The 26,276-nt window shown below is 47.0% G+C and carries 24 protein-coding genes and 2 other annotated features; of the genes, 6 read left to right on the top strand and 18 right to left on the bottom strand.

Annotation, left to right across the window (positions count from 1 at the left end; translation table 11 throughout):
- Positions 1–5 precede the first annotated feature (5 nt).
- The gene (locus MHI48_RS06915; RefSeq protein ID WP_235431527.1) at positions 6–860 is read right to left on the bottom strand and encodes an AraC family transcriptional regulator; all 855 of its coding nucleotides are present in this window, start codon (positions 858–860) and stop codon (positions 6–8) included.
- 105 nt (positions 861–965) lie between these two features.
- On the opposite strand from MHI48_RS06915, the gene MHI48_RS06910 reads away from it, so the two are divergent.
- Positions 966–4,085: a glycoside hydrolase family 2 TIM barrel-domain containing protein gene (locus MHI48_RS06910; RefSeq protein ID WP_405143529.1), complete on the top strand. Its 3,120-nt coding sequence runs from the start codon at positions 966–968 to the stop codon at positions 4,083–4,085.
- Between the two features lie 95 nt (positions 4,086–4,180).
- Positions 4,181–4,924, top strand: a complete 744-nt coding sequence (locus tag MHI48_RS06905) for a hypothetical protein (RefSeq protein ID WP_405143527.1) — start codon at positions 4,181–4,183, stop codon at positions 4,922–4,924.
- Positions 4,925–5,042: 118 nt separating this feature from the next.
- On the opposite strand, the gene MHI48_RS06900 is transcribed toward MHI48_RS06905, so the two are convergent.
- From MHI48_RS06900 to MHI48_RS06855, 10 genes are all read right to left on the bottom strand, one after another.
- Entirely contained in the window at positions 5,043–5,390 is a 348-nt protein-coding gene (locus MHI48_RS06900) for a hypothetical protein (protein ID WP_405143526.1), read from the bottom strand.
- 266 nt (positions 5,391–5,656) lie between these two features.
- The gene (locus tag MHI48_RS06895) at positions 5,657–6,706 is read right to left on the bottom strand and encodes a flavin-containing monooxygenase (protein ID WP_405143524.1); all 1,050 of its coding nucleotides are present in this window, start codon (positions 6,704–6,706) and stop codon (positions 5,657–5,659) included.
- Positions 6,707–7,293: 587 nt separating this feature from the next.
- Positions 7,294–7,734 (bottom strand): hypothetical protein, encoded by a 441-nt coding sequence (locus MHI48_RS06890; protein ID WP_405143522.1) that lies wholly within the window; start codon positions 7,732–7,734, stop codon positions 7,294–7,296.
- 198 nt (positions 7,735–7,932) lie between these two features.
- A complete protein-coding gene (gene groL / locus MHI48_RS06885; protein WP_017690076.1) occupies positions 7,933–9,567 on the bottom strand; it encodes a chaperonin GroEL in 1,635 nt (544 codons plus the stop codon).
- A 73-nt stretch (positions 9,568–9,640) separates the two neighbouring features.
- Positions 9,641–9,922, bottom strand: a complete 282-nt coding sequence (groES, locus tag MHI48_RS06880) for a co-chaperone GroES (protein WP_017690077.1) — start codon at positions 9,920–9,922, stop codon at positions 9,641–9,643.
- 399 nt (positions 9,923–10,321) lie between these two features.
- Positions 10,322–11,104 (bottom strand): twin-arginine translocase subunit TatC, encoded by a 783-nt coding sequence (gene tatC, locus MHI48_RS06875; RefSeq protein WP_017690078.1) that lies wholly within the window; start codon positions 11,102–11,104, stop codon positions 10,322–10,324.
- A 78-nt stretch (positions 11,105–11,182) separates the two neighbouring features.
- The gene (gene tatA / locus MHI48_RS06870) at positions 11,183–11,431 is read right to left on the bottom strand and encodes a twin-arginine translocase TatA/TatE family subunit (protein WP_036668966.1); all 249 of its coding nucleotides are present in this window, start codon (positions 11,429–11,431) and stop codon (positions 11,183–11,185) included.
- A 214-nt stretch (positions 11,432–11,645) separates the two neighbouring features.
- Positions 11,646–12,131, bottom strand: a complete 486-nt coding sequence (locus MHI48_RS06865; protein WP_017690080.1) for a molybdenum cofactor biosynthesis protein B — start codon at positions 12,129–12,131, stop codon at positions 11,646–11,648.
- A 37-nt stretch (positions 12,132–12,168) separates the two neighbouring features.
- A complete protein-coding gene (gene moaC / locus MHI48_RS06860; RefSeq protein ID WP_223869015.1) occupies positions 12,169–12,672 on the bottom strand; it encodes a cyclic pyranopterin monophosphate synthase MoaC in 504 nt (167 codons plus the stop codon).
- Positions 12,673–12,687: 15 nt separating this feature from the next.
- On the bottom strand, positions 12,688–13,326 hold the full coding sequence (locus MHI48_RS06855; protein ID WP_076209635.1) for a 5-formyltetrahydrofolate cyclo-ligase: 639 nt from the start codon (positions 13,324–13,326) through the stop codon (positions 12,688–12,690).
- A 278-nt stretch (positions 13,327–13,604) separates the two neighbouring features.
- Between MHI48_RS06855 and MHI48_RS06850 the strand changes: the two genes are divergently transcribed.
- Positions 13,605–15,563, top strand: coding sequence for an ABC-F family ATP-binding cassette domain-containing protein (locus MHI48_RS06850; protein ID WP_036611268.1), 1,959 nt, complete (start codon positions 13,605–13,607; stop codon positions 15,561–15,563).
- 641 nt (positions 15,564–16,204) lie between these two features.
- On the opposite strand, the gene MHI48_RS06845 is transcribed toward MHI48_RS06850, so the two are convergent.
- From MHI48_RS06845 to MHI48_RS06815, 7 genes are all read right to left on the bottom strand, one after another.
- Positions 16,205–17,764, bottom strand: a complete 1,560-nt coding sequence (locus MHI48_RS06845; protein ID WP_036611270.1) for a 2-isopropylmalate synthase — start codon at positions 17,762–17,764, stop codon at positions 16,205–16,207.
- 335 nt (positions 17,765–18,099) lie between these two features.
- Positions 18,100–18,436 (bottom strand) — a binding site (T-box leader).
- Between the two features lie 66 nt (positions 18,437–18,502).
- Positions 18,503–18,861, bottom strand: a binding site (T-box leader).
- 91 nt (positions 18,862–18,952) lie between these two features.
- On the bottom strand, positions 18,953–20,008 hold the full coding sequence (gene tsaD, locus MHI48_RS06840) for a tRNA (adenosine(37)-N6)-threonylcarbamoyltransferase complex transferase subunit TsaD (protein ID WP_017690086.1): 1,056 nt from the start codon (positions 20,006–20,008) through the stop codon (positions 18,953–18,955).
- Entirely contained in the window at positions 20,005–20,526 is a 522-nt protein-coding gene (gene rimI / locus MHI48_RS06835) for a ribosomal protein S18-alanine N-acetyltransferase (protein WP_036668955.1), read from the bottom strand. The genes tsaD and rimI overlap by 4 nt, the downstream gene beginning before the upstream one ends.
- A 17-nt stretch (positions 20,527–20,543) precedes the next feature.
- A complete protein-coding gene (gene tsaB, locus MHI48_RS06830; RefSeq protein ID WP_405144606.1) occupies positions 20,544–21,392 on the bottom strand; it encodes a tRNA (adenosine(37)-N6)-threonylcarbamoyltransferase complex dimerization subunit type 1 TsaB in 849 nt (282 codons plus the stop codon).
- A gap of 2 nt (positions 21,393–21,394) precedes the next feature.
- A complete protein-coding gene (tsaE, locus tag MHI48_RS06825; RefSeq protein WP_282319102.1) occupies positions 21,395–21,877 on the bottom strand; it encodes a tRNA (adenosine(37)-N6)-threonylcarbamoyltransferase complex ATPase subunit type 1 TsaE in 483 nt (160 codons plus the stop codon).
- Between the two features lie 267 nt (positions 21,878–22,144).
- On the bottom strand, positions 22,145–22,321 hold the full coding sequence (locus tag MHI48_RS06820; protein WP_026081228.1) for an H-type small acid-soluble spore protein: 177 nt from the start codon (positions 22,319–22,321) through the stop codon (positions 22,145–22,147).
- A gap of 4 nt (positions 22,322–22,325) precedes the next feature.
- Positions 22,326–22,622 carry a hypothetical protein gene (locus tag MHI48_RS06815; RefSeq protein WP_405143518.1) on the bottom strand — a complete coding sequence of 99 codons (297 nt, stop codon included), beginning with the start codon at positions 22,620–22,622 and terminating at the stop codon, positions 22,326–22,328.
- A 256-nt stretch (positions 22,623–22,878) separates the two neighbouring features.
- Here MHI48_RS06815 and MHI48_RS06810 point away from each other — a divergent pair, with 256 nt between their 5' ends.
- The 3 genes from MHI48_RS06810 (at position 22,879) to MHI48_RS06800 (ending at position 26,269) form a co-directional block, all read left to right on the top strand.
- Positions 22,879–23,793 carry a Ku protein gene (locus MHI48_RS06810; protein ID WP_405143516.1) on the top strand — a complete coding sequence of 305 codons (915 nt, stop codon included), beginning with the start codon at positions 22,879–22,881 and terminating at the stop codon, positions 23,791–23,793.
- Between the two features lie 316 nt (positions 23,794–24,109).
- Positions 24,110–24,979 carry a VOC family protein gene (locus MHI48_RS06805; RefSeq protein ID WP_405143514.1) on the top strand — a complete coding sequence of 290 codons (870 nt, stop codon included), beginning with the start codon at positions 24,110–24,112 and terminating at the stop codon, positions 24,977–24,979.
- 177 nt (positions 24,980–25,156) lie between these two features.
- A complete protein-coding gene (locus MHI48_RS06800) occupies positions 25,157–26,269 on the top strand; it encodes an endospore germination permease (RefSeq protein ID WP_339285978.1) in 1,113 nt (370 codons plus the stop codon).
- Positions 26,270–26,276: the final 7 nt, after the last annotated feature.

Genomic DNA, 26,276 nt, shown 5'->3' with positions numbered 1-26,276 from the left:
CTCCATCAATTCAGTCCGTGCAGTTTGCGAAAACGCTCTGGACTCATGCCTGTATGCCTTTTGAACATCGCACAGAAATAACTGGCATTCTCGTAACCCACCCGATCAGCCACTTCATATATTCGAAGCTCTCTCTCACTGAACATGAGTTGTTTGCTCCGATTGATCCGTTCTTGGTTCACGTAAAATACAGGTCTGGTGTGGAGTGCCCTCTGAAACAGCCTGCACAAATATTGGGGAGATACCACAGCCACATCGGCCAGTTCCTTCAGCGACAGTGAACGATCCAGATGCTCTGCGATATAACGCAGCACAGGCTTCAAGCGCTCCAGTTCATCATTATAATTGGCGGATGCGATGAGCAGTGGCTTCAGATCCAGCAGCAGGGCATATAATTGTTTGGAGCATTCCACGTCGTAATCTGCGTAATCCGTATCACCGCCATTCTCTCCTCTAACCAGAAGTTGCTCCAGGCCACGTAGCAGCGTTGCTGTCCTGAGTCTGCATACGCGTGAACCGGTTATCCCCGCATAAGATAATAACTGGCTAGCCTCTCTCCCCTGAAACGAGACCCAAGCCAGTTCCCAACGGTCACTGATGGGCATATATCGATGCGGAACATCGGGATACAGAAAGAAAACGTCACCCGGTCCGACGATATACTCGTCCTCTTGTATAATCAGTCTCCCCTGACCATGAATAATCTGGTGGATCTGATAATCCGGGAATCCCTCTGGACGCTCAGTTTCATATTGGTGTTCCCAGTAACCAACCGTGGTCATATAGATCGGCAGGCGAGCAGCTTCTTCTGTTTTACCAAAAAAAATCCGGGTATCCATCCAGTACACCACTTTCTTCATCGTTAGTTTCATATTGTGATATATATGGGCAATATTCTTTATTCTCTAAGTATCAATTCAATTCTATAATGACAATATTATAACATTTCAGAAGGAGTTGCTGTTATGCGAAAGAAACTGGTACACACCCCTCCGGCAAATGGATACCCGGAATGGAACAATAATCCCGAGACTTTTCAAGTAAACCGTCTACCCGCACATGCTTCTATGGTAGCGTTTCCATCTATAACAGAAGCATTGTCCAATGATTCCAGCGCATCGCCATGGTACGAATCACTGAATGGTCAGTGGAAGTTTGCCTTTGCGGAGACACCGGAGCAACGGATTACATCCTTTTATGAGAACAACTATGATGCCAGTGACTGGGACGAGATCGCCGTTCCTTCCAACTGGCAGCTGCAAGGTTACGATTATCCCCACTATACAAATATGACGTATCCGTGGGTCGAGCGTGAACCTGAATTGAAGCCACCATTTGCACCAACAACTTATAATCCGGTGGGTTCGTACATCCGCACGTTTACGGTTCCTACTGACTGGAAAGACCGGCCTGTCCTGCTGCACTTCGAGGGCGTTGAATCTGCCTTTTATGTATGGGTGAACGGGGAGCTGGTCGGTTATAGCGAAGATACGTTCACGCCCGCAGAATTTGATATCACTCCATATCTGACCGAAGGTGAGAACAAGCTGGCTGTGGAGGTATACCGTTGGTGTGATGCGAGCTGGCTGGAGAATCAGGATTTCTGGCGGTTAAGCGGCATCTTCCGTGGTGTATACCTGCATTCACCTTCACCGGTTCAGATCGCCGATTTCTTTGTTCGTACTGAACTGGATGACGCGTATCAGGATGCGGAGCTACTGCTGGATTTGAAATTAATTAATCATAATGCCGCGCAGACCCCTGCCGAATTGTCCGTTCAGGCGCAGCTCTATGATGCACAACAGCAGACAGTGCTGAAGCAACCACTTACTGCAGCCGTTACTTTCCAGGGCGAGGATGAACTTTCATTCCAGTTGTCAGCAGAGGTTATGAAGCCGCTACTATGGAGCGCTGAGTCCCCTAACCTGTATACACTTGTGCTGTCCATTCAGGACGAATCAGGCGAAACACTGGAAGCAGTCCGTAGCCGGATCGGATTCCGTAAGTTTGAACTGAAGGACGGCCTGATGCAAATCAATGGCAAACGCATTGTATTTAAAGGCGTCAATCGTCATGAATTTTCCCCGGATAAGGGTCGAGCCATTGGACGGGAAGACATGATCCGTGACATCGAGTTGATGAAGTCCTATAACGTTAACGCGGTGCGTACATCCCATTATCCGAATCAGTCACTCTGGTACGAACTGTGTGATGAATATGGCCTCTATGTCATTGACGAAACGAACTTGGAAACTCACGGTACCTGGGAATATGGGCAAAAGGAAATGAATGAAAACAATATTCCCGCGAGCAAGCCGGAATGGCGTAATAACGTAATAGATCGCTGTAACTCGATGTTCCAGCGGGACAAAAACCATGCGTCCGTTATTATCTGGTCTCTGGGTAATGAATCCTTCGGCGGCGATAACTTCATCGCCATGTACGATTATCTGAAACAAGTCGATCCAACCCGTCTCGTTCATTACGAAGGTACCTTCCATTATCGCCCTTCCGATTCGGCAAGTGACATTGAATCGACGATGTATATCAGCCCACAAGATGTGGAGCAATACGCGCGCATGAAGGGTCCGAAGAAACCTTATATTATCTGCGAATACAGCCATGCCATGGGTAATTCTTGTGGAGGTTTGCATCTGTATTGGGATTTGTTCGATAAATATGATGTGTTGCAGGGTGCATTCATCTGGGACTGGGTCGATCAGTCCATTCGTACCACTACGGCAGACGGTGTAGAATATTTTGCTTATGGCGGCGATTTCGGTGAATCTCCTCATGATGGCAATTTCTGCGGGAACGGACTGATTCTGGCGGATAAGACAGTTACACCGAAGCTGGAAGAAGTGAAGAAATGTTATCAGAACGTTCGTATGGAAACCGTTGATATCAAAGACGGCCTGCTTCGTATCAAAAACCAGTTCCTGTTCACGGATCTGAGCGAATATTCGCTCGTATGGACAGTAACACACGATGGTGTATCCGTAGAGAACGGCACGTTGGATATCGCAGTACCTCCTGGCGAATCGGTTGAAGTCCGTATCCCGTACACGCCATCATCCGATTTGTTCAAGGAAGCGGTGCTGACTGTATCTCTGGTCACCAAAGTGGCAACCAAATGGGCAGGAATAGGTCATGAGATTGCCTGGGATCAATTCGTGGTATCTCCGCGATTGCGGCCAATCCAAGCGGTACACCAAGAGCAAGGCAATGCGCCGCAGGTACAGGATCTGCAAGATGAATTGAAAGTGACTACAGGCCAAGTCACGTTGAGCTTCAATCCAGCTACTGGCGCATTAACATCCTATCAAATCAACAATCAGGAGCAATTGCTCGCACCTGTCCGGCCGAATTTTTGGAGAGCCATGACAGACAATGATATGGGGAACCGCCTGAATGAGCGTTCTGCCTTCTGGAGAGATGCTCACGCTACCAGCAGATTAATTCGCTTCGAGCACCATGTAGACGAGCAAGTCATTCTCGTAACGACCGATTATACGTGGGATCAACATCCGGGATGTACGCTGTCCATCACATACCGAATTGATGCGGATGGTGTATTGGAAATCAGTCAAACCCTTATTCCAGGCGTAGGCTTACCTGATCTACCGGAATTCGGTATGCTGCTGCAACTGAATAACCGCTTGGATACAATCTCTTGGTACGGCAGAGGCCCGCATGACAATTATGCTGACCGTCTAACCAGTGCACGTCTCGGCTATTACACAGGTGCGGTTCGAGATCAATTTGTTCCATATCTGAAACCACAAGAGTGTGGTAACAAAACGGATGTACGCTTTGCTGAAGTTAAGTCAGCGGATGGTCAGCTTGGCCTTCATGTTGAAGCCACCATACCCTTTGAAATTAATGCGTTGCCGTGGACACCGGAGGAACTGGAAGCAAACGACCATGTGTACAAATTACCTCAGAGCACACAGACTGTCGCCCGCATCAATTACAAACAAATGGGTGTTGGCGGAGATGACAGCTGGGGCGCACGTACCCATGCCGAATACACCTTGCCAGCCAACCGCGCGTACCACTTCACCTTTACGGTAAGACCTGTATAACATTAAGCAAGCACTGCTGGCAGCATGCCGGCAGTGCTTTTTTTTGTTGGGGCAGTGAATAGTGGGAGTTTGAACTTTGTCATGGGAACATTATAATGAATGAGGTGCAAGAAAGATTTGTACCAGCTATTACTCTATTACGAGGTGAGACTTTGCAATATCTGTTTACTACTCTCTTCATTTTTGGCTTGATCGCTTTCTTGGGATTTGTTGTTGGGATGATCTTATCTATTCGCAAAGGTGATAGGTTGCCGATCAGATATATTTTTCTTACGACGGCCTGTTTTGCAATTGCTTCAATAGGTTTGTATGGGATGCTGACTTTATCTTCGAACTCTACTCAGCCTGAAATAGATCAGCCCCCTTCACCCCAGATTAAACTTTCTGGCCTCCACATGACTACCGATGAATTTAAAAACAAGTTTAATGGCGCCGTAGGCAAATACCGACTGAATGGGTTGAGTATTACCCGCTTGAGTATACAAGACTCTTCCGAGCAGGGCACTGGCACTTTCGAGTATGTATTCAATGACAAGTTGCTTTTGGTTGGTGCAGTGAATGCAGATGAGAGCATACAGGAAGTCAGGTTGTACGGAACTGGTGATACGCGTAAACCAACAGGTGGAATTTTTATGACTGCTATCGCCACACTCATTCTCACAACCAATAGTGAGTACACGTATAACGATGCACAAGATGTCATCCAGGATATCGGTCTATTGGATCGTGATGTGAATCAGTCTGATTTTGATGGAGCGACGGTTCGCAACGGATTAGAATATCGCTTCAGCGTACAGGATTCTGAGCACTCTACTTTTGAAATAACTGTTGCGAAATAAGATGCGATTGTGCAAAAAGGCCGCTCCATGAAGGAACGGCCTTTCGTGTAAAATGTACTATTGAAATGATTCAGTAATTGCCACCAAACCAATGATGAACACCTCCCGCATGCGAGAGTTACTCAAAAGTTACAATCTCGCTTTGATTGTTCCAACTCATTTTAAAAGTAATTGGGTCTTTCGTTTTCTCCGCCTCAGTAGCCGTTCCCGACATACTGAATGGTACCCCTTGTTCTTCAAGCGCTTTCCCCTGTTGTTCTATATTATTGCCGGTAAGGTCAAACACAAAATCTTTTATACGCTTTTCATCACCTATATAAGTAATACTATAGCTCCCTGTTGATCTCTGTAGAGAAACATCCCAGTTATCGCTCTTTCCGTGTAACCTATCATCCGCACCACAAGCTGACAAAATAGATACAATTAATATAATACAAAGAATCAATGGCAATTTAAATAATTTCATAAAATCCCTCCTTTTAGTAATATACCCAAAAATGTGAGTTATGATATTCGCTAATCATTCCTGATATCTAATCTATATAAGTTGAACTAAAGTTATTTACACAGACACTACGATGACAGAATAACCTTCCAATCGCTGTTATCCCCAGATTTTTTTGATTCCTTTTCCGAAGGGGAAAATCCGGGGATAAAGGCGAACGCTTTGCTTTTTCAGGTTTTTTCTGTCCTCTCCGTTATCGTGTAAATGATTAGTTCAATTTATATAGTTTAATGTGACTTACCTTTGATATGACTAACGATTCTCTGAGCATCGTACTTGACCCATCCCAACAATGCTGAACCTCGTGATGTTTGCCAAGGTAGCCCTACAAAGTACAGTCCAGCAACCGGTGATACGCCTCTCTCGTGTATAATTACACCTTGGGCATCAATAGCAGTATTGATATCGATCCAACTATCGTTTCGCTTAAACCCAGTCGCCCAGATAATATTGTCTATTCGTGTTTCACTACCATCCTCATATAGGATGCGGTCATCTATTGCATTAACGGCACGTGGGCGCATGTTAACTTTTCCCTGGGTCATCAATTCCTTTAACTCATAGCCATATACGTACTCAGGCTGATTTCTCAACCATTTTCCAACCATACGATCTGCACTTGCACGTAATATTCCGAGCTTTTCAAAATACCAGAATATACTTCGTTTCATAATATGCAAAGGCCTAAAGGTTATATTTCGAGCTATGGATATGTATACGATTTGTTGTTCATCTGATGTTAACTCTGCAGCAATTTGGGCACCTGAATTTCCTCCGCCTACAACTACTGTTGTTCCAGGAAGCAATTGAGAGATTTTTTTATATTCTGATGAGTGAAACTGAATCACATGCTCGGATAATGCTTTCGCAAAATGAGGAACATTCTTGGTCTGGAAAGGTCCCGTCGCAACGATAATATTGCGCGCTTCAATCATTCCATCATTGGTTTCAGCATAGTACACCTCATCTTGCTTCGAGAGACGGGAGATTACACAGTTTAACTTTATAGGAAGCTGCATTTGCTTGGCGTAACCTTCAAAATAATCTGCAATTTCGTCTTTGCTTGGCAGGCCATTTTCATTTCCACTAAGCGGCATTCCCGGTAACCCATCATACATTCGTGGGGTAAAAAGACGCAATGAATCGTACCGTTTACGCCAAGATTCCCCGACAAGTGAGGCAGCGTCAACGATTAAAAAGGTTAACCCTGACTGCTGAAGATAGTAACCTGTTGCCAAGCCTGCTTGCCCAGCACCGATAACCAATACATCGTACATATGTATCATCCCCAATATCGTTTTATGTATTAATATATGAGCACTTGTTCATATGTTTATTTTACTTAACAACTATCTGTTTAGCAATAGAAGAAAACATCACTACTTCCTTTTTACAAGATTAGCCATTAAAAAGACTCCCTCACGGGAGCCTTTAATCATTTCAGGGCAAGTTTCTTATAACTTCTCATGTATGCTACGTGCTAAGTACGATAGGTTGGTTGAATTCTACCTGGTGTATCTATCGATGTCATCGTTCGCAGACTGATGCTCTCTTCTATGGTAATCTTCATGCTGCCGAACGTCATTCTTTAACTTTGCTAAGAATCCCCACCCCATAAAGGCAAGTATAAGCACAGTAATCAGTGCATAAGCAAAGCTATATAGATTCATAAAGAAGTTGATAAAAATTGCAGCGAGCATCAAGCCCAGAATCCATAATGTCCACTTTGTACCCTTTCTCAAATCATTTCCTCCTCAAGTCGTTACTGATAAGCTCTCTATGTATCACAGTACATACGAAACCATAGGAACGAGGTTTCAATCACAGGGCTTCAAATCTACATTTAGAGCGAATTACCGAATCTTTAATTAACATCAGTTCCAAGAGAAACATCCAATATGCCCGACATCCCTTGCGCAGAAGAGGTACTTACATAATACGAGCCCGTCGACAATGCTTTGTCACTATAATATGTATGCTCTTTCCCATCTGCTGGAACACTGCCAGACGTTATCGCGGTTCCACTAGTAGATCCTTCATTGATCGTAAACGTGAAGTGTTTCGAACCCGTGTTTTTAAAACTCACTTTCACATAACTAAACCCTGTTGGAATATCAAACTGATGCGTATTTGTAGTGCCTGCGAAATCCTCATTATTAATTACTGTGAATGTAGTTAATGGAGTATCACTAGCTTCATTTACTTTTACAAATTTTCGTTCGGAATCAGAAGTGAAATTATAGATTAAGATGATAACAGCAGCAGACACTAAACCTGCCAATATCATTTTTCTAATATGTTTCATGATATATGCCCTCCATATCTCTTGATACTAACTTTGATTATAAAAATACTCAACAATACAAAAACCACTCCTTAATTAAGAAGTGGTTTTTGTATTGTTTATAATTTGTAACAGTGACTGCTTCACAAATTCTTGTCACATCGTAACGAGAATTCACTCTGCCAGGCACATGATGCTTTAAAGGTTTTTACACCTTTATTACATCATGCCGCCCATTCCACCCATACCGCCCATGTCAGGCATTCCGCCACCAGCACCTGCTGGTTCTGGTTTGTCAGCGATAACTGCTTCAGTAGTCAAGAACATTGCTGCTACGGAAGCCGCGTTTTGCAATGCATAACGAGTTACTTTCGCAGGGTCAACGATACCAGCTTCGATCATGTTAACCCACTCGCCAGTTGCAGCGTTGAAGCCTACGCCAGTTTGTTCTTTTTTCAGACGTTCCACGATTACGGAACCTTCTTCGCCAGCGTTAGCTGCGATTGTACGGATTGGTGCTTCCAGAGCACGTAGGACGATGTTTACGCCTGTTTGCTCGTCACCGGACAGAGCTACAGCCGCAACCGCGCTATATACGTTCATGAGCGCTGTACCACCACCGGATACGATACCTTCTTCAACCGCAGCGCGAGTTGCGTTCAGGGCATCTTCGATGCGAAGTTTGCGTTCTTTCAATTCTGTTTCAGTAGCCGCACCAACTTTGATTACTGCTACACCGCCGGACAATTTAGCCAGACGCTCTTGCAGTTTCTCTTTGTCGAACTCGGAAGTTGTTTCTTCCAATTGTGTACGGATTTGGCTAACACGTGCATCGATATCGGATTTGTTACCAGCACCGTCAACGATGATTGTGTTTTCTTTTGTTACACGGATTTGACGAGCTGTACCCAGTTGTTCCACAACAGCGGATTTCAGATCCAGACCCAGTTCTTCCGTGATCAATTGGCCACCAGTGAGGGCAGCGATGTCTTGCAGCATTGCTTTACGACGGTCACCGAATCCTGGAGCTTTAACAGCTACAGCATTGAATGTACCACGCAATTTGTTCACAACCAGCATAGCCAGTGCTTCGCCTTCGATATCTTCAGCGATCAATACCAGCGGTTTGCCTTGTTGAACGATTTTCTCAAGCAATGGCAAGATGTCTTGCGTGCTGGAGATTTTTTTGTCTGTGATCAAGATGTACGGATTGTCCAAAACAGCTTCCATTTTGTCCGTATCAGTGATCATGTAAGGAGAGATGTATCCACGGTCGAATTGCATACCTTCAACCACTTCAAGCTCTGTAGCGAATCCTTTGGATTCTTCTACAGTGATAACGCCATCTTTACCCACTTTTTCCATAGCTTCAGCGATCAGTTCGCCTACTTCTTCGTCAGCTGCAGAGATTGCTGCAACTTGTGCGATGGATTGTTTGGAATCAATTGGTTTGGAGATGGATTGCAATTCAGCAACCGCAGCTTTAACCGCTTTGTCGATCCCTTTACGGATACCGATTGGGCTAGCGCCTGCAGTTACATTTTTCAGACCTTCTGTGATCAGCGCTTGCGCCAATACAGTTGCTGTTGTAGTACCGTCACCGGCAACATCGTTGGTTTTTGTTGCTACTTCTTTAACCAGTTGTGCACCCATGTTCTCGAATGCATCTTCCAGTTCGATTTCTTTAGCAATGGTTACACCATCGTTAGTGATGAGCGGGCTTCCGAATTTTTTCTCCAGAACCACGTTGCGGCCTTTAGGACCGAGTGTTACTTTTACTGCATTAGCCAATGCGTCCACACCACGAAGCATGGAGCGACGAGCGTCTTCACTGAATTTAATGTCTTTAGCCATGTTAAGAAAACCTCCCTAGTTTTTGTTGAAAAATGGTAGTGCTATATGGTTCGGTTATCCGATTAAATTTGAATTAGTCGAGAATCGCGTGAATATCGCTTTCTTTCATAATCAAATATTCTTTACCTTCGAATTTGATTTCTGTACCGGCATATTTGGAGAAAATAACGCGATCTCCTTCTTTCACTTCCAGAGCTACACGTACGCCGTCTTTCAATACTCCAGCACCAACTGCAATGATTCTACCCTCTTGCGGTTTTTCTTTGGCGGAGTCCGGGAGTACGATCCCGAAAGAAGTTGTTTGTTCTTGCTCCAGTGGTTCTACCAATACGCGTTCACCTAAAGGTCTGATCATGAAAAATAGCCTCCTTTTGAAATTATATAACGTTACATTGTAGGTTGTAGCCATATGTATTAGCACTCGACAGTGTTCAGTGCTAACAACCAACTTTATGATACTCAACTTGAAGCATGATTTCAAGTCCTTTTGACGAATTCCTGCGAGAATTTACGTTGAATTTACACAAACATAGCCAAATTACACCCGCTGTGCCTGGTTCTATGTTGCAATTCACTAATCTTATTCTACGAAATTGTTTAACCCTTCTGCAACGTTAACAGACAGTCCCTTCCCCATTGTATCCATTGTTGAACATAATATGCCTGCTTGTCCTGTCGTGTTGGTCGACAGTCTACAGAAATAGCCCGGATAAGAACATACCGTCTTTTCCGGGCACATCACAGCTTATCCCATTCAGCCCGCATGTTTCTTATCCTCGGCACGAACGTAGCGGGATTCGATCTCTTCATCGGCTGCAAGCTGCTTGCGATATACGATTGCGGATAATAACACACTGATCTCATATAACAGGAGCAAAGGAATCATCACCAACAGATCGGAAATAAAGTCTGGAGGTGTAATGACCACTGCAATGAAGATCAGAACAAAGTAAGAGACTCTGCGCATCTTGCGAAGACGAATTGGATTCAGAATCCTCAGTCCTGTCAGAAACATAATAAGTAAAGGAAGTTCAAATAACAGGGACACAGGTAGCACAATGCCAAACAGGAAGCTGAAATACTGTTTCATCCCGTAGGTCTCCACAAGCCCCATCTTCTCCGTTATCGCTGTTGTGAAGGCAAGTGCCATCGGAAAAATAACATAATACGAGAAAGCCATACCTGTCAGAAATAAAAGAAACACATAGGGCACATACTTCAGCGTCGCTTTTCGCTCGCGCGGCTTTAGCCCTGGACTAACAAACTTCCAGATCTGATACACCGTAAACGGCAGCGTAATAATAAGTGAGAACAACCCTGCAATCTTCATATAGATGCCAATCCCGTCCCAGAACGAGAAGGCATGTAATACAAAACCTTTTGCCGACTCTGCCTTGGTCAGATATTGGTATACCGGGTCCGCCACAAAAAATCCTGCAATCAGTCCCAGCACAAAAATGCTTAGTACATAAATCAGCCGCTTCCGCAGCTCGCTCAGATGTTCCGTAATCGACATTTCTTCCATTTGCTGCGTCATGCCTGCCCCCCATTATTGCCAGCTTAAAATACAAAACCCTTCCGGCAGGAAGGGATTTCTCTTTCATTGCCGTCAAGATTATTCCGGCAGGCGTTTATCAGCAGGCTTGTCTGCAGGTGTGCTCTCAGCCGCCAGCGGTTTCGCTTTCTCCTGCTCTTTGCGATTGGATGAGTCATCCTCAGAGATAATCTCGCGAGCGCCCTCTTTGAATTCACGGAAGGTACGCCCAACTGCACGTCCCAGTTCCGGAAGTTTGTTGGGTCCAAACAACAACAATGCAATCACGGCCAGCAAAATAAAGCCCGTTGGTCCAATGGAACTAAACATTGATATTCCTCCTCGTCTCAAGCTTCGAAGATGCGCATACTCGGCCAGATGTTCATAGATGTCTCTGCTGCGTTCTTAATTTAAGCCCATCATACCATAGATGTAACCACTTACATAACCCGCAAAATTCACAAATAAGATAAGAGATGTCACTAGAACAATCTAACACCGGTTCATGGCTAATCGGATATCTTGCCCCAGAGTCCGTGCTCGATTATTGCTTGAACTGACCCGTAACCATCAGCAGCGCTTCCGGAAGCTGATCCATAATGGCCGCCAGATGTTCATGCACACCCTTTGGTGTACCTGGCAGATTAACAATCAGCGTGCGTCCACGAATGCCACATACCCCGCGGAACAGCATTGCAGAACGGTTTTTGCTCATTACACTGTACCGCATGGCCTCTGCCATCCCGGGAACTTCCCGCTCAATTACGCGCCGGGTCGCTTCCGGAGTAATATCACGAATGGCCAGCTCCGTGCCACCGGTAGTCAGCACCAGATCGGCGTGAAAATAATCCGTCATCTCAATCAAAGCCGCAATAATCTCATCGGGTTCATCCGGAACGATACGGTACTCCACGATTTGACCACCCAGCTCTTCTTCCACCAGCTCCCGAATGACTTGTGCACTCGTATCCTCACGTTCCCCGCGGGCTCCTTTGTCACTGGCTGTCAGGATTGCTGTTCTCCACACCATAAAGATCACCCTTCTCCTCTATGAAAATAAATATTGCCTATCGGCTGTAATCACCGTTTTTGCCACCACTCTTGGAATTCAACATGGTTGGACCGATAATCATATCTTTTTGCATGGCCTTGCACATGTCATAGACCGTCAGTGCTGCAGCTGAGGCAGCCGTGAGCGCCTCCATCTCAACACCCGTTTTGCCTTCGGTTTTGACAGTAACTTCAATGTGTAATTCATCCACTCCGTTATCATGAAAACGAATATCCACACCCGTCAGTGCCAGCGGATGGCACATCGGAATCCAGTCCGACGTTTTCTTCGCGCCTTGAATCCCGGCAATCTGAGCCACAGCCAGAACATCACCTTTGCCAATTCGGCCCTCCCGAATCGCTTCCAGTGTATCTGGATTCATCGTCACTTTGGTTACAGCCACAGCCGTACGTACGGTAATTTCCTTACCTGAGATATCAACCATCCGGGCCCGCCCCTGTTCATTAAAATGGGTCAGTTTACCACCGGAAGCCTGGCCGTTGTTCACTTCTGAACTCAATCACATCACAACCCTTTATTCGATATGTAATATACCTTCGGTTGTTATCAACAGATCAATCCGCAGATCGAGCAGGTCCATCGGGATCTCCTCCTGTAGCTGACCCGGCAATACCATCGCAGCCATCAACGGTTTCTTGCCCGTCATCACACAGGTTGCTGCAAGCGTCTCGGCAAAACGATCATAATAACCGCCACCATAACCAATACGCCCGCCATGGAGATCATAACCAAGCCCCGGTACCAATATGAGATCGATATCCGGCCAATCATCAGGCGTCAGGACTTCACAGGAATCCTTGGGTTCCGGTATCCCCCATATGCCTGGCTCCAGATCTTGTTCTCCAGTCACTCGCCGTAGCTCCATTCGAGGTGGATTCGCCAACACTTTTGGTGCAAACATCACATCTCCATGATTCCAGCCCTCTTGAAACAGAAAAGCTGTGGACGCTTCGCTTCCATAGGACAAATAACTGAATATGACGAGTGGTCTGTTCACAACCTTGCTCTTGGCCTGTCTAAGGCGCTCCAGCTCCCGCTTCACTCCAGCGTTAATCTTAGTCATCGCCTGCTGATGCATGCTTGCATCCATCAAATCACGGCTCTGTCTCAGTCTAGATCGAAGCTGACTTTTCAGTTCCGCATGATCCTGCATATCCTTGAATAACCTCCTGTTGATAGGGAAGGTAGAAAAAAGCTCTCATTAAAAACAATTTATATGTTATGACCAGTTGTCATCTTGTTGAATGGTTAAAATGATTCATTTTCTGCAAAATCCTCATGTAATAACATGCCTTCTTTCAGTTTATCATTGATTGATCAAAAAGACTACATGCCCCATGCGTTCCCAATCGGTGCAATTGCTCTGTATTTCATGTAAACTGGGATATAGTTGTCATATCAAGAACTGGACCTATGGAGGAACTTAATTTTATGCTGCTGCAAGTATCCGGAATTATCAAACGTTTTGGTGTCGATCCAATCCTGGACGGCGTGAACTTACAAATATTAGAACGCGAGCGCATCGGCCTCGTTGGTGTAAACGGTGCAGGGAAATCCACTTTGCTCAAAATTGTAGCCGGTGAAATGTCCTATGACGGAGGACAGATTTTCAAGTCCAAAGAAACGACGCTCGGTTACCTCGCTCAGAACAGCGGGCTACAATCCGACCGTAACATCTGGGAAGAAATGATGAACGTCTTCGCTCACCTGACACAGGCTGAAGCCGATTTGCGTCAGATGGAACGTGATATTGCCGACCCTGCCCAGATGGAAGATGAGAAAAAGTATGCTGACCTGCTGGAACGTTATGCGAAACGCTCCGACTGGTTCAAGGACCATGGCGGTTATGAGATGGAAACCCGCATTCGCAGCGTACTGCACGGAATGGGATTCGGCGAATTTTCGCCAGACACCCCCATTGCTACTCTGAGCGGCGGGCAGAAGACACGCCTTGCGCTTGCTCGTATTTTGCTTCAGGCACCCGATCTGCTCATGCTGGACGAGCCTACCAACTATCTCGATATCGCCACCCTCACTTGGTTGGAAGATTATCTGAGAGGTTATTCAGGCGCACTGCTCGTGGTATCCCATGACCGGTACTTCCTTGATCGACTTGTAACAACCATCGTTGAGATCGAACGTCACCGCTCCAAAAAATATACGGGCAATTACAGCCGTTATATGGAGCTCAAAGCTGCCGAATATGAAACTCAGATGAAGCAATATGAGAAACAGCAAGGCGAAATCTCCAAGATGGAAGATTTTGTTCAGAAAAACATTGTACGTGCTTCGACGACCAAACGGGCGCAAAGCCGGCGCAAAGCCCTCGACAAAATGGAGCGGCTTGATAAACCGATGGGAGATTTGAAAAAAGCCCATTTTTCCTTCGAAACCGCCGTTATGTCAGGCAAGGAAGTGCTTCGAGTGGATCAGCTGTCTGTCGCTTATGACGAGGCTTCTCCATTATTCCGCAATGTATCCTTCGATCTGCGGCGTGGGGAAACGGTTGCTTTGATTGGACCGAACGGTATTGGTAAATCCACCATGCTGAAGTGTCTTACAGGAAGTTTACGTCCGGTAACCGGAGAGATCCAATGGGGAACAAAAGTGCAGATCGGCTATTACGATCAGGAACAGACTGGGCTCAATCCATCCAACACGGTTCTGGAAGAACTGTGGAGTGCCTATCCCGGGATGGAAGAAGCACGCATTCGGACCGTACTGGGGAACTTTTTGTTCAGCGGTGACGATGTGCTCAAGAAAATCTCCTCCCTCAGCGGCGGTGAGAAGGCACGTGTGTCTCTCTCCAAGCTGATGCTGAAGGAAGCCAACATGCTCATTCTGGATGAGCCTACGAACCATCTCGACCTGTTTGCCAAAGAAGTGCTGGAAGCGGCATTAATGGATTATGAAGGCACCCTGCTGTTCATCTCCCATGACCGGTACTTCCTCAACAAAATGGCTGAACGCATTGTTGAACTTCATCCAGGCGGCACAGAGCAATATCTCGGTAATTACGATGATTATGTGGAGAAAAAACAGGAGCTTGAGGACATCGCACGTGAAGCTGCTGAGGCACGTCAGGCTTCGTCCAAGAACTCGTCCAAATCCGATCTGAACACAGCCACAACCGAAAAATCCGGAGCGGCTTCATTCGAAGCGGAAAAACAGGCGAAGCGTGAAGAGCGCAACCGACAACGCAAGCAGGAAGCTCTGGAACAACAGATTGCAGAGTTGGAAACGAAGATCACCGAACTTGAGGCACAGATGGCTCTGCCTGAAATCTATCAGGATTATATGAAGCTGCAAGAACTCCAGCAACAATCGGAGGAACACAAAGCAGAACTCACCAAAGCCTACGAGGACTGGGAAGAACTAGCTATGGAATAGTACGAATAGTACAGACTCAGACCATGGCTTGATCGCGTCATACAATTATAGTAGTACCACCGGCTGATTCCTTATTGGGATCAGCTTTTTGTTTGTTGAGGATGCGTATTGAAGCTAAGCACCCTATCTTCTTTATGTTCCTTGAGAATGAACTCTACTTAGGGGAGCTGTTTTGACTTTTGTCAAATTTACTCGAATGAAGAGAAATATTTTTATCCCCCTGTCCCTTACACTTATCCACAAGAAAGCAAGATAGCAAGCACATTAATAAGCTTAATTATACAGCGGTAGAATAGCCTTTTACACACAAAAACCATATTTATCCACCAAGTTATCCACTTTATCCACAACTTTGTGGATAGTAAGGAGTCATTCTATCCCCTAAACCCTTTTCGTTTCGAAAACTATGCTGGTTTGGCTTTGGGATAGTTACCCACAAATTACACTGGATATGTGGATAACTATAATAACACCTTGACAAATGCATCATTCCACTCATCAATGTACCTACATAATAAGACAAAAGCAGACCTTTGTCGTTCAAGGCCTGCCCGTCATTTATTTACTATATGCCATGCATATTTACAACGAATTGCAATTGCTACTATTGCCGCTGTAGATGCGATCTGGCAGAAGATATTTTACGCATGCGCTTCTTGTTCATGATGTTCGGAAGACTCGGCCTTCAGCCCAGCAGCATTACAAGCCGCTACATAAGCCAAACCGGCAGCCATGACGATATCATTATGTGTTGCTGTTCCCCGGAACTCACGTCCTGCACGCTCCACGGTAACTACAGCTTCTGCACTTGCACCCTCTCCACCACTCAAGGCATGCATCTCCATATCTACAAATGCAATATCATCGGAAATGCTCTGACCAATCGCACGGATGGTTGCATCCACGGGTCCCCCGCCAACAGCGGAGTAAGATTGTTCTCCAGCACTTGTGCGAATACGAACGGCAGCCATTCGATCCGTCATGCTGCCGGCCGTCACCTGCAATTCAACCAATTCATAATCCTGTGCAGGAATATTCATGGTCTGGCTAACCATCTGTAATAACTGGTCGTCACTGACCACTTTTTGCTGGTCTGCGGTTTCTTTGAACACCTCATACAATTGCTCCATCTGTTGCTCATCCGGCTCAAAACCGTATTTGCGAACCCGATCCTTCAGGGCGTGACGACCGGAGTGTTTGCCCAAAATAATCATGCTGCGTGGAATACCCAGCGCTTCCGGGTCCATAATTTCATAGGTGCTCCGATTCTTCAGCAGACCATCCTGATGGATGCCGGATTCATGCTGGAATGCATTACGTCCCACCACTGGTTTGTTGTACGCAATCGGGAAGTGCATCGCACGGCTAATCTGACGTGAAGTCTCATACAGCTGATTCAGCTTAATGTTCGTCGTTGCACCAATTGCGTCTCCCCGAGTCTCCAGCGCCATAATCAGCTCTTCCAGTGCACAGTTCCCTGTCCGTTCTCCGATACCATTAATGGTCACTTCAATCTGAGAAGCACCATTGGCAATCGCAGCCAAGCTATTGGCTACGGCCAGGCCAAGATCATTGTGACAGTGAGCACTATAACGAACCTGATCGCCACCTCTTGCACCCTCACGCACCCGGCGGAACATCTCGCCATACTCATGTGGCAGGGCATATCCGACCGTATCCGGCAGATTAATAATGGTCGCTCCAGCTTCAATGGCGACTTCAACCATTTCAATCAGATCGTCCATCTTGGTACGGGCAGCGTCCATCGCTGTGAACTCTACGATGTCCGTGAACTGGCGTGCATAAGATACCATCTCACGAGCGGTAGCCACCACTTCACTGCGCGGACGGCGTAGTTGATGCTCAATATGAATATCCGAAGAAGAGATAAACAGGTGAATTCGGCGACGTGCTGCATCCGCTGTTGCTTGAACTGCTGCATCGATATCACCTTTGACCGCACGCGCGAATCCACAGATCTCCACGTTCTGCAACTGTCTCGAAATCGCCTGAACCGCCGCGAACTCACCTGGACTGGAGATCGGGAATCCAGGCTCAATGACGTCGATACCCAGAGAAGCCAGTTGGTGTGCCAGTTCAATCTTTTGCTCGGGTTGCAGACTTGCTCCTGGTGCCTGTTCTCCATCACGCAGCGTTGTATCAAAAATCTCAATCATGCGTTTGTTATTAGTTGTTGTCATATCCATCAACCTCCATCAAATTTTTATAAATATTTTCGTTACGATCCACGTGCCACAGAACACCCGCTGATCGCCGTCCCTGTTGTTATATGTTTTGTTTGTAAACGTGTATGTTGTTTGTAGCTTAGTCCTTGGTGATCACTAATACCTGTTGAATGTTTAGTGCCTGTACTTGTTGTTCAATGTTCACTACTCGTTCGTTGTATATCCTGCTTACCTTCATGACAGAGTGTACGTCGACTTACACCCTGACCTTCTGATTTTTCAATCTCCATATGGTTCTTCCCATGCCCACCCTGCTGCCGGCAGCAAACACAAATAACCCGCCATCTCATATAAGAGACGGCGGGTTATTATCCCCTCCGCGGTACCACTCTCGCTTGATGGGCCAGGCTTGCGCCGGACTCCATCCACCTCGTCGTCTCCGATTCGCTGGATGTACGTACACGCACGACACCACTGGAATTCGGAGAAACACCCTATAACGGGGGTTAACCGTTGCTGTGTAACACATGTTGTTGTCCATCAGGACAACTGGGCGATTGATATCGTCCCCACGCTTCCACAGCTCCGTTCCCGGGCGAGATTCGAATGATTCCAGCCACTGCGTCGCACCACCCCGCAGCTCTCTGAGCGCTTTATCATTCTACTGCTCCCGTTCATCACATTTATAATATGACCTAACTTCATTCAGCCTTATTTTGAAAATCAAAAAAACCTGCCACCTCATGCAATAATGCAAGAGACGACAGGCTGTTCACCTTCGCGGTACCACTCTTGTTGACTTCCTTCCTGTTCATTCAAGACAACCCCTGAATGCTTTCGCATATCCGGATCACTTAAAGCAGCCTGAAAGCCCCCTCAGTTATCGTCAGTTGATCCTTGTAATAACGGTCCTACCGACAACGGCCCATTCACGGAGGCAACCCGTAACCATGTACTTTGGGCCATAATCGGCCTTCGGATTCTCCCAGGGAGTCACCGTGTTCCATCGTTCCGCTTCCAGGTGAGTTTCAGGTTTCCTTCGACTGCGTTGCACCATACCGCAGCTCTCTAAGACCGGGATTGACCTTACTATTCCTGTTCATCGCGTTTATCAGTTCAGGAATCTGAATTCCTGTTTAAATTTGTAACTAAATATACATTCTTTACATCCCAGCTGTCAACTCTTAATCTCAAACTGCCTTACTATACAGATTGAACGGACCATTCCTCCAGAGAAAGTCCCGGATCTGCCTTCGCATCAAATTCAGCAATTTCTCCCCGCTGCCATTTCAGATACGCAGCTGCTCCTATCATGGCCGCATTATCCGTACAATATTCCATTGGCGGGATTAACAGTTCAAGCCCTTCCTTCGTGCATCGCTCCTGTAATGCCGAGCGTAACCCCCGGTTAGCTGCAACACCACCGCATAATAACAGTTGACGTGAACCATATTCACGAACTGCTCTAACCGCTTTCTCCACCAGTACTTCAACAACAGCTTCCTGGAAACCACGTGCAACCGCAGACGGCTCCAAGGTTTCTCCGCGCATTTTGGCCTGGTTGAGCACATTCAGTACAGCAGACTTCAGACCACTGAGACTGAAATCGTACGAACCTGCTTCCAGCCATACCCGTGGTAATGGCACTACATCCTCCGCTTCAGACGCCATCCGGTCCACATGCGGGCCTCCCGGATAAGGACAACCCAGTGCCCGTGCTACTTTGTCATACGCTTCGCCTACAGCATCATCACGTGTACGACCAATCAGTTTGAATTTGCCCTCGGATTCCATATGCACGAGTTCTGTATGTCCACCAGATACGACCAGTGCCATCGCTGGATATTGCAGTTCATGAGTAAGTCGGTTGGCATAGATATGCCCCGCAATATGATGTGTGCCAATGAGCGGTTTGCCCAGTGCCATCGCCATCGTTTTGGCTGCAACGATACCCACCAGTAGTGCTCCGACCAGCCCCGGACCTTGCGTCACGGCGATAGCACTTAGATCACGTGGACGAATGCCGGACTGTTCGATCGCCTGTTCCAGCATCAACGTAATGACTTCAACGTGTTTGCGTGAAGCCACTTCAGGTACAACACCACCAAATGCCTTATGCGTCTCGATCTGACTTGAGATCAGATTGGACAGCACTTCCCGTCCATCTTTGACTACTGCTACCGATGTTTCATCACAGCTTGTCTCCACCGCCAAAATGTAGGATGGTGCAGAATTTATTTTTTCATTAAGTTCGTTCATGAATCCAGTACGCTTCCTTCCTCTTCGCCGCTCCGGCCTGCAGACGGCAAGTTCGCCCACATAATCATCGCATCTTCCCCGTTATCGGAGTAATACCCTTTACGAAGACCCGCCGATTCAAACCCTTTTTTCTGATATAAACGCTGAGCAATGCTGTTCGAGACTCTGACCTCCAGTGTCATTCGTTCCATCCCGAGATAAGCCGCTGTGCTCATTAATTCATCCAGTAACTTTTCGCCAAGCTTGCGTCCACGATACGCGCCTCTGACTGCAATATTGGTAATATGGGCTTCATCCATGATTGTCCACATACCTGCATAGCCAATGGCCTTGCCTTCCAATTCCATCACCATATATTTAGCAAAATGATTGTGTGTCAATTCATTTTGAAATGCTTCTTCCGTCCAGGGCAGGGTAAAGGCCTCATGTTCAATCTCCATCACATCGGGAATATCCGCGAGTGTCATGAACCTGAACTGAAGCGTTGCTTCCTGCTTATTATTCGCCACATTGTCCATCTGCTTCCCCTCCCCCTTTAGCCTTTGCGCAGCAGATTGGCTTCCGCTTCAGACAGCTGGGTGTAGTTTGGCACCAGCGCATGCACGTCATCACGCTGACCTGCAAGCAGCGCGGCGGCGCCAAGGCGCCCAACCCAGCGGCCTTCCAGCTCATAAGGTACGAGCTGGAGCGCCGTTCCTGCGGGGCAGCGAAGCTCCGCCGCTGCCGCAGCATGAGGGCCCGTCTCGCCGACGATCCAGACGGCTGCGGGCCGCTCTTCCGGCGCTGCCTCCGCCATACGGGCGGCGAGAGCTTCCAGCCATCCGTCCATCTTGCGGATGGCATCAGGCGCCAGACGCCGGGGCGCATCGCTCCCGGCGGAGGCAAACAGCGCGGTGCACGCTTGACCGCGCCGTGCATCCACAAGCGGAACGATCCAGTGGACAGGGGCAGCACAGGTGCTGCCCTGGTCCGCGGATGGCGTTCCGCCAGCCCCTGCTGCGGCATCCTCTGCCGCAGCTTCTGCCTTGGCGGCGAGGCCGCTGTGCCAGCCGCCCCAGGCGATGGCCTGAAGGCTGGACACCCCGGCTACGGGGATGTCCCACGCCCAGGCCAGTGTCTTCGCCGCGGTCACCGCAATGCGGATGCCCGTGTACGAGCCTGGGCCAACGCCAACGGCAATGCCGTCAAGTTGCCCAGGCTGTGTGTTGCTAGCGGCCAGCAGCTGCTCCATCACCGGTACAACGTGTACCGAATGGTTACGCTCAGCCCGTTCATTGCGTTCTTCCAGAAGCGCATGATCTTCCATCATCGCAGCTGCCATCACTGCGGTCGATGTATCCAACGCCAAAAACCGCTGACGCGGCTCTTTTTGTAAATCTTCCATCATCATTTGACCCCATTCTGTCTGAACTGTCGGCACATGGCTGCATAAGTCTCGCCGTACCCATCCAGTGTAATCGTTCGATCCTCCAGGCCCGTTGTTTCAATCTGCACATGCAAGTGCTCTTGCGGCAGCAATTCGGGAATGATACTCGACCACTCCACCAGACTGACTCCGGCTCCATAGAAATATTCATCAAGTCCAAGCTCATCCGCTTCTTCCAGCGATATGCGATATACATCCATGTGATATAAAGGCAGACGCCCTTCGTACTCCTTGATTAGCGTGAATGTGGGACTGCTTACCACATCACGTACACCCAAATGCCAGGCAAATTTCTGTGAAAATGCCGTTTTTCCCGCGCCCAGATCACCATCCAAAGCAATCACCATGCCGGCGTTTGCCTGACTGGCGAGTGCGGAAGCGAGTGCTTCTGTATCTGCAATGCCATGGGATTGATACACCCACTGCTCGTGCGTCTGATTCAATATTCGCCCCACCTTTGGCGGTCCAGCCGCCTGAGTTCACTTTGAACCTTATTATATCGGTCCCTTTCTTCCCCCGCAACATCCAAGGAGGCGAGCGGAAATTATAACATGCATTATTAGACGTGTCTCAAAACTCGCTTCCTTCGAAGTTTCAGACACCTACTGGGAAAAACCAAAAACCGGCACCTCTCGGTACCGGCCGTGTTATGCATATATTTCAGCTTTGATTCATTCTCGAATGCCTCAATAACTATATGCTACTTGTATCTACTCCTCCAAGCGATCCACACGAACCGTCTGGGTATTTCCCGGTCTGCTGCCAACCTGAACGGTTGCCATGCCATTGGCTTCATCTACATTCTCGATCCAGACTGGATCTCCCTCCAATGTAACGGCAATGGTATCCTTGGAATCATAGATCGCTTTGGCGCGCTTTGCATCCATCATCTTATTCATACTCCCCTTCCGGATCATCATGTGACTCTCGAACCATGCTATCTGTTGTACTTTCACCAATATAACCGTTATCTTCCGTAACCTGTCCCCCGCCTAACCCTTCATTCACCATCCGGTCAATGTCAAGCATGAACGACTCCCGATCAAGGGGCAATTCTTCCGAAGTGACCGCTTCCCAGTTTACAGCTGTAGCAGGTGTATAGAATTCTTCAGCACTTTCGACTTTGGCAAGAGGATACGGAGAAAATGCATGCTTGTGAGCTTCTTCCTCATCACGTTTGTTCTTCAATATTGCACCTCCCGGCATATGTGCTGCGAGAAAAACTATTTTACTTATCCCATGCTCATCTTCCTGTTGGAATCCGAAGCATGTTTCTGTTATCATCCCCGAGTCTCGCCGAACCATACGAATTCGTTCGGCTACAAGACGATTATCCCTCGCGCCAGATGCCCATACTATTAAATATAAATCCGTGTTCAAAAAGTCCGTTTTTCAGTACCGAGAAGATGGAATTTTTGAACAACCTTTTGAAAGGAGCCGATCTATGCATACCGTCTGGAAAGGTGCAATCAGTTTTGGCCTTGTGCATGTCCCTGTCAAAATGTTCTCGGCTACCGAAGACAAAGACATCTCCATGCGCTATATCCATAAAGTCTGCGGCAGCCCGCTCGCTTATGTTCGTCAATGTCCCTCCTGTGAAGTGGACGTGAAGTGGGAAGAGATCACCAAAGGTTATGAATATGAAAAAGGAAAGTTTGTACTCTTCGAGAAAGATGAATTGGAAGCGTTAAATGATTCCTCCAGCAAAACCATTACCATACTCGATTTTGTCGACTTGACCGAGATTGACCCGATCTATTTCCAGAAAACATATTACCTATCGCCCGATCAGGCTGGGGGAAATGCTTACCAGCTGTTGATGAACGCAATGCGGGATACCGGCAAAATTGGCATTGCCAAAATCTCCATCCGCTCGAAGAGCAGTCTGGCTGCCATACGTGTGCTGGAAGATTGCCTCTCCATGGAGACGATTTTCTATCCGGACGAGATTCGTCCTGTCTCCCAGGTGCCCAACTTGCCGGAAGTGCAGAACGTGAATGAAAAGGAACTCACGATGGCAAAGTTGCTGATTGATCAATTGTCCACGCCTTTTGAACCCGGTAAATACACCGATGACTATCGCAGCAAACTGCTGGACCTTATCCAGCACAAAGTGGCGGGCGAGGAAATCAAGATTGCTCCAGCCAAACCTGAAGCTAATGTGATGGATTTGATGGCTGCCTTGCAGGCAAGTATCGAGGCCGTGAAGCCTATTCCGGCTGACCCTGGGACAACAACGGCCAAGCCTAAGAAACGTGCACCGCGAAAAACGCCTGCTCAAGCGGTTGCCGGAGGAGAATCCGATACACCTGCTGCACCAGCCAAAAGAAAAAAGGCGACACCCAAACCAAAAGTTTGAATGTCGCTCAGGCAAGACCGATATCGTTATATGCGTGTGTAATGCGTTCAACTCAAGTCCGGCTTTACAGTCGGATTTTTTTGTTTTACAGAACTATTGAAGCAGTTCTTGTCAATAAAACTCCAGTTTTAATCGTAAAATACGATTGACGAAAGCTGATTTATATTTTATATTAACTTATGAAAAGTAACTTATTTATGAATATACAGTCACCCTGTAATTCTACTTCAACAGTATGCAATTAAATAATCCGTTTTCAACGCATATACACAATCAAACGAGAACCCATATTATCTATTAACAGGAGGAAACAATCATGAATACAACGTATCAAATCCCTGCCACAACCCATCTGGGTGAAGTGAGTCTGCGAATCATGAACCTGAACCGTTCAATTAAGTTCTATACCGAAGTGGTTGGATTGAAATTACTGAAGCGTAGTGACAAATTGGCCACGTTGACAGCCGACGGAAAACAGTCCCTGCTGCGATTGGAAGAGCTCACGGATGGAATTACCCTGCCAGAACGCTCACACGCTGGCTTGTATCATTTCGCCATCCTGTTGCCTGACCGCAAGTCCCTGGGTCTTGCTCTTCGTAATCTGGCTGCATCCGGCATCGATATCGGCCAAGGCGATCACTTGGTCAGCGAAGCCTTCTATATCTCCGATCCCGATCAAAACGGGATTGAGATCTATGCCGACCGTGCACGTGATACCTGGAAACGGGATAGCGACAATAACTACGTGATGGCAAGTGATCCTGTTGATGTGGAAAGCCTGTTTGCCATCTCGGAGAATGAACCTTGGCAAGGCCTGCCTACTGGCACCGTTATTGGTCATGTACATTTCCACGTCCGCAGCCTGGAAGAAGCACGCAACTATTACACCGGCATACTCGGTTTTGATATCGTGGGTAACTTCGCTAACATGTCAGCACTATTTGTATCCGCAGGCGGTTATCATCATCATCTGGGACTTAATATCTGGGCGGGAGTGAACGCACCTGTTAATCCAGATAACGCTACAGGAATTGACTACTTCACCATTGTGTACGCCACACAGGAACAATTGGATCAGGCACTTGAACAATTGCGTCAATCCGGTGCAGTCGTTACCCAAGTGGAGGGTACCTGGTTTACGGTAGACCCACAAAATATTCGTATACGTCTGACAACTGCGAACTGATTTTGTTTAGGCGTTACAATATGCTTGCTTAACCTCATTTTATTAAGCCCGGGTAACTGATTTCTCTACATCACAGAGAGATCAGTTACCCGGGCTTTTTGAGTTGGCTTTTATAAAACTGGCACAATTGGTGCATTCTAACCAATACATAGACAAGATATGTTAAGGAGATACCTCATGATCGAAAAGGGACGTTTGACAGTTAGACAGCTCGCTTCACTCATGTTCCTGTGCACAATTGGGGAGCAGATTCTGGTCTTCCCTTCCATGATCACATCCTACGCTCATCAGGATGCCTGGTTATCAGCCTTATTGGGAGTCGTAGGGGGCTTGGGAATACTCTTCATTATGCTAGTTGCCTACAAACTGCATCCCCGGTTAAATCTGATTCAAAATGCTCTTCGAACACTGGGACCCTGGATCGGAACCTTGTTTGGCTCTTTTTATCTCTTTTATTTCCTGATCAGTACCTCAACGTTCATTAGGGAGATTGGCGATTTTATGTCTACTCAGATCTTGCCGGAATCTCCATTACTGATTCTGCATTTGGTTTTTATGTGTGCGCTTGTCTGGGGGCTTCTGTCGGGTCTGGAGAGCATTGGTAAAACTGCTGAGGTCTTTCTTCCTCTGATCGTGTTGTTTCTGCTTATTCTGACGGTGTGTCTAATCCCCCATGTACGTTTGGCCAACATCCAACCTGTGCTGGCACAAGGGTTTCTTGATCCATTCAAAGGTTTTGTTGCTGTACTCACCTATCCCTACTGTGAGCTATGCATCTTCATGATGTTTTTTCCCTACACTAAAAATGAGCCCCATCTGGAGAAAGACATTCTGTTAGCAGGGATGATTGGCGGATTGTTACTCACACTGACGCTAAGTATGTGTCTGCTCGTTATGGGACCATGGATGACCCAGCATCACTGGTTCGCTTCATTCAACCTTTCACAGAAGATCAATATCGGAAACTTTATGCAACGCATCGAAGCTTTCATAGCATCGGTCTGGATTATTGCAGTTTTCTTCAAAGCCGCTCTGTTCTTCTACGGTTTTGTCCTGGGCATCGCTCATCTGTTTCGCTTGTCCAGTCACCGTTCTCTGATCCTGCCGGGTGCCATGCTTATTCTCGCCATGTCAATTCTAATCTCTCCAAACGAGAACTTTTATCTCAAGGTCGTTATTCCCTATTGGATTGATTGGGATCTGACCTGTGGTATAGCACTTCCATTACTGCTCATTCTGGTGCATCATATGAAGTCCCGCTTCAAAAAATATAGTAAAATTCCCAATTAACCTGAGC

This window comes from Paenibacillus sp. FSL H7-0942 (assembly GCF_045040715.1).
Taxonomy (GTDB): domain Bacteria; phylum Bacillota; class Bacilli; order Paenibacillales; family Paenibacillaceae; genus Paenibacillus; species Paenibacillus amylolyticus.
This window is presented reverse-complemented; position numbering and strand designations above follow the sequence as displayed.